At 68.2% G+C, this 4,428-nt stretch carries 5 protein-coding genes; all 5 read right to left on the reverse strand.

The annotated features are described in order from the left end of the window. Positions 1-70 precede the first annotated feature (70 nt). Positions 71-757 (reverse strand): lytic transglycosylase domain-containing protein, encoded by a 687-nt coding sequence (locus JMF90_RS25765; RefSeq protein ID WP_011547039.1) that lies wholly within the window; start codon positions 755-757, stop codon positions 71-73. A gap of 273 nt (positions 758-1,030) precedes the next feature. Continuing rightward, positions 1,031-1,426 carry an NAD(+)--rifampin ADP-ribosyltransferase gene (gene arr / locus JMF90_RS25770; RefSeq protein WP_011547040.1) on the reverse strand — a complete coding sequence of 132 codons (396 nt, stop codon included), beginning with the start codon at positions 1,424-1,426 and terminating at the stop codon, positions 1,031-1,033. 32 nt (positions 1,427-1,458) lie between these two features. Further along, positions 1,459-2,226: an ABC transporter permease gene (locus tag JMF90_RS25775; RefSeq protein WP_011547041.1), complete on the reverse strand. Its 768-nt coding sequence runs from the start codon at positions 2,224-2,226 to the stop codon at positions 1,459-1,461. Next, complete coding sequence (locus JMF90_RS25780) at positions 2,223-3,176, reverse strand: ABC transporter ATP-binding protein (protein WP_125381628.1); 954 nt, start codon at positions 3,174-3,176, stop codon at positions 2,223-2,225. The genes JMF90_RS25775 and JMF90_RS25780 overlap by 4 nt, the downstream gene beginning before the upstream one ends. Continuing rightward, on the reverse strand, positions 3,173-4,351 hold the full coding sequence (locus JMF90_RS25785; RefSeq protein WP_011547043.1) for an ABC transporter permease: 1,179 nt from the start codon (positions 4,349-4,351) through the stop codon (positions 3,173-3,175). The genes JMF90_RS25780 and JMF90_RS25785 overlap by 4 nt, the downstream gene beginning before the upstream one ends. Between the last annotated feature and the right edge of the window lie 77 nt (positions 4,352-4,428).

A 4,428-nucleotide genomic window follows, 5' to 3' on the forward strand; every position in this document is an offset into this window, starting at 1 on the left:
GGTGATCCGGCGATTCCATGGGGCGGCGGCGCGAATGCGCCGCCGTACTCGTTTACGTTCCTGCATGCACTTACTTCGTGTTGCGGTTCGCGGCCGGCGCCGGTGACGGATCGCTGACCGGCACCATGTGCGCCTTCGCGTTGTTCGCGTCGTTCGCGGTATTCGCGCTTTTCGCGTCGTCCTCGGGTTCGAGCACGAACCGGAACGAATCGACCCGCTGCATCACTTTCGCCGCATACGCACTCGATCCGCCGCTGTAGCTCTTCAGCCCGGCCTGCACGTTGCCGCCGGCCGCCTTCACGTAGCCCGACAGAATGCGCGAGCCGACTTCGACGTTCGCATTCGGCTCCGTCAAATCCTTCACGTTGCGCAGCATGCCGCGGTGCGCGGACGGCACGACCTGCATCAACCCGGTCGCGCCATGCTGGCCGCGTGCCTTTTCCTGGAAGCGCGATTCGATCGAAATAATCGCGTAAACGAGTGCCGGCGGCAGCGAATATTTCGTCGCAGTGACGCTCACGATATCGGCGAGCTTCGCGGCGCGTTCCTTCGCGACGCCGAATTTCTTCGTCAGGTAGGACGTGATGCGGCGGTTTGCTTCGTTAGGCTGATCGTTGGCGAGCGGTGCGGATGCATCGCCTGGCGCGGATGCGGCTGCTTCGGGCGCAGAGGCAGGCAAGGCGGGCGCCTGCTGCGCCGCGGCGTGCTGCGCAATGCCGAGCGAAAGCACGATCAGCCAGAAGAACCGTCGTCGCATGGTGGAGTGCGGGGAAATGGGAGGCGCATAGTATATCGACCAATCGCGGTGGGTGGTCGAGGGCGGGTTCGAATGAAAGCGACGTGTAGGCTTGTCACATTCGCGATGATCGACGCGCCGATCGTTGCGCGGACACGCATCGGAGTCCGGATGAACCGGGCGCTTCCGTCCTTTCCTGCGATTCGCCCGCGGTATCGCGGAAATGTCGTCGGCTCGCGTGTCCCATTCCGGCGGCAGTTCGGGCCCGATTTGCGAATCGGCGCGAACGAAACGCTAGTTGATGATCTCGCCGATACCGGTTTCGATGCGGATTCTGAGTTGCTGGATGAACTCCGGATCGTACGGTTCCCAGCGATCGAGTTCGCCGACGATCTTCAAAGGCGATGTGCTTCGATACGATCGCGTCGGATTGCCGGGGAATTTCTTGTCCGTGACGTTCGGGTCGTTTTCGAATTCGCCAGTGGGCTCGACGATGTAGACCCGCGGCCGACCATCGCCTTTGGCCATTTCCGCAGCCAGGCCGGCGCCTTTGGGCAGGGCCGTGAAATAAATGTGATTCATCACGACGTCATGCCGGTAATTCGATCGGAAGCCTGCCGTCAGCAAGTCGCCGATCCGCAAATCCGCTTTCGTGCCATGAAAAAACGGGCCGGTGTCGAGCACAGCCATGGTTGCTCCTTCGAAAAATTCCGTGACGGCTTCTACGCGCGCCGCGCGCTCGCCGCCCGCGCAATCGCGCCGATCGCATCGCTGACGAGCACCGCGAGCAAGCCGACGATCACGCCGCCTTGCAGCACGAACGCGGTGTTCGACGTCTGCAGGCCCGCGATGATCACGTCGCCGAGCCCGCGCGCGGCCACCGTCGAGCCGATCGTCGCCGTGCCGAGATTGATCACGACCGCGAGGCGGATGCCGTTGACGATCACCGGGAACGCGAGCGGCAGCTCGACGGACACCAGTTGCTGCCAGCCGCTCATCCCCATCCCGCGCGCGGCGTCGACGACGTCGCGCGGCACGTCCTCGAGCCCCGCGATCGTGCTTTCGAAAATCGGCAGGAGCCCGTACAGCACGAGCGCGATCAGCACCGGCTTCAAGCCGAAGCCGACGGCCGGCACGGCGAGCGCGAGCACGGCGACCGGCGGGAAGGTCTGGCCGATATCGACGACGCTTCGCGCGACCGGCAGGAAATCCGCGCCGAACGGCCGCGTGACCGCGATGCCGGCCGCGACCGCGACGATCGTACCGATCAGGCTCGACAGCGCGACCGTGCCGAGATGCGCGAGCGTGAGGTCGAGCAGGCTCGCGCGATCGTAGATCACCGGCGCGCCGTTGTCCGCGAACGGCGCGAACAGACCCTGCAGCCACGCGGGGCGCAACAGCAGCACGAGCAGCAGCACGAGCGCGGCCGCGCGGGCGACGTACGCGGGAAGTGACGACTGCTGGAACTGCACGTTGCCGCAGGTCGTCATGCAGGCTTCCTCGCGTGTGCGCGGATCGCGTCGAGCGTGATGCGGCGGGGGCCGCGTGCGTTGGGGGTGCCGTTGGCCGTATCGTCCACGGGCAGCGCATCGACACCGCGCCACAACAATTCGGACACCGCATCGCGCAGCGTGCGCGTCGCGGCGATCGGTTCGCCATCGACGTGGCCGGCTTCGGCCACGGTGTCGATCGGCGTCAGCGCGAGCAGGCGCAGCGGCCGGTCGACGCCCGCGACGAGCTGTTCGACCACACCCGGTGCCGGGCCGCCGAGAATCTCGGCCGGCGATGCGACCTGCAGCAGCCGGCCGCCGTCCATCACCGCGATCGTGTCGCCGAGCTTCAGCGCTTCCTCGATATCGTGCGTGACGATCACGACCGTGATGCCGAGGCGGCGCTGCAGCGCGAACAGGTCGTCCTGCGCCTTGTTGCGGATGATCGGATCGAGCGCGCCGAACGGTTCGTCCATCAGCAGGATCGCGGGCTCGGCGGCGAGTGCGCGCGCCACGCCGACACGCTGCTGCTGGCCGCCCGACAGTTCGTGCGGCAGCTTGCCCGCGAACTCGGCCGGCGCGAGATGGAACAGGTCGAGCAGTTCGTTCACGCGCGCGTCGATGCGCTCGGCCGGCCAGCCGAGCAGGCGCGGCACGGTCGCGATGTTGCGCGCGACGCTCCAGTGCGGAAACAGCCCATGCCCCTGGATCGCGTAGCCGATACCGCGCCGCAATTGCTCGGGCGCGACGGTCGCCGTATCGACGCCGTCGATGCGGATCGTGCCGCTGGTCGGCGCGATCAGCCGGTTGATCATGCGCAGGAGTGTCGACTTGCCGCTGCCCGATGCGCCGACGAGCGCGGTGATCGTGTCGCGCTGCACCGTCAGCGATACGTCGTCGACGGCGAGCGCGTCGCCGAAGCGTTTGCCGACCCGTTCGATCTCGATCATCCTGCACGCCCTTTCGCGAGCGACGTCGCGGCTTCGAACACGACCGCGGACGCCAGTGCGAGCGCGATCGTCGGGATCGCGCCGAGCAGCACGAGATCGGCGGCCGATTGCCCGATCCCCTGGAAGATGAAGGTGCCGAATCCGCCGCCGCCGATCAGCGCGGCCACCGCGGTCAGGCCGATGTTCTGCACGAGCACGATGCGCACGCCGCTCAGGATCACCGGCAGCGCGAGCACGAGATCGACGCGCAGCAGCCGCTGCATGCGCGTCATGCCCATCGCGCGGGCCGCTTCGGTCACGTGCGGCGGCACCTGTTCGAGCCCGACCACGACGCTCGATGCGATCGGCAGCAGCGAATACAGGAACAGCGCGAGCACGGCCGGCGCGACGCCGATCCCGCGAATGCCGAGCGCGGCCGCAAGCGGCACGTGCGCGGCGAGCAGGCCGAGCGGCGCCATCATCAGCCCGTACATCGCGATGCTGGGGATCGTCTGCACGATATTGAGTACGGGCATCGCGACGGTGCGCACCGTTGCGATGCGCGCGCAGGCGATGCCGAGCGGCACGCCCGCGACGAGCGCGGCGGCGACCGAGCCGCCCGCGAGCGACACGTGACGGATCGCCTCGCGCCAGAAATCGTCGCTGCGCACCGCGTATTCGCGCATCACGGAGAGGCCGTCCCACCAGCCGCTCGCGAGCGGCACGGAAACTGCTGCTATCGCGACGGCGAGCGCGGCGAGGCGCCGCCATGGGCCGAACGCGAGGCGTGCGAGCGCGTCGGCGATCAGCACGGCCCACGCGAACAGCAGCAGCCAGACGCCGGCATCGGGCGACACGCGGGCCAGCATGTCGTCGGGCGCGACGACATGCGTCGCAGCCGCGCCGACCGCATACGCGAGCGTCGCGAGCCCCGCGCAGCCGGCCGCGAGCCGCCACGCGGGGCGGCTCGCCGTCATCGCCCACAGCGCGCCGACGGTCCACAGCGCGGCGAGCGCGGCGCCCTGCATCGGCGGCAGCGCGGCGAACACCGACAGCCCGGTGCCGGCCGCGATCCGGTTCGGCCGCAGCACCGCGAACGACAGGCCGAACACGGCGACGATCGTCAGGATGCCGATCAGGATGCCGACCTTGTCGAGCGTGACGCGCCGCGCGGACGCGGCCGCACGCTCCGTCATTTCACGAAACCCTTCGCTTTCAGGTAGCTTTTCGCGACGCCGGCCGCCAGCTCGCCGTTGAGCTGGATGCGGGCGTT

It is taken from the genome of Burkholderia sp. E168m23, assembly GCF_016586125.1.
GTDB lineage: Bacteria > Pseudomonadota > Gammaproteobacteria > Burkholderiales > Burkholderiaceae > Burkholderia > Burkholderia orbicola.

Bases quoted from the DNA above. Each gene is read 5' to 3' on its own strand.
- JMF90_RS25765 (WP_011547039.1), bottom strand. From the start codon at position 757: ATGCGACGACGGTTCTTCTGGCTGATCGTGCTTTCGCTCGGCATTGCG.
- arr (WP_011547040.1), bottom strand. From the start codon at position 1,426: ATGGCTGTGCTCGACACCGGCCCGTTTTTTCATGGCACGAAAGCGGAT.
- JMF90_RS25775 (WP_011547041.1), bottom strand. From the start codon at position 2,226: ATGACGACCTGCGGCAACGTGCAGTTCCAGCAGTCGTCACTTCCCGCG.
- JMF90_RS25780 (WP_125381628.1), bottom strand. From the start codon at position 3,176: ATGATCGAGATCGAACGGGTCGGCAAACGCTTCGGCGACGCGCTCGCC.
- JMF90_RS25785 (WP_011547043.1), bottom strand. From the start codon at position 4,351: ATGACGGAGCGTGCGGCCGCGTCCGCGCGGCGCGTCACGCTCGACAAG.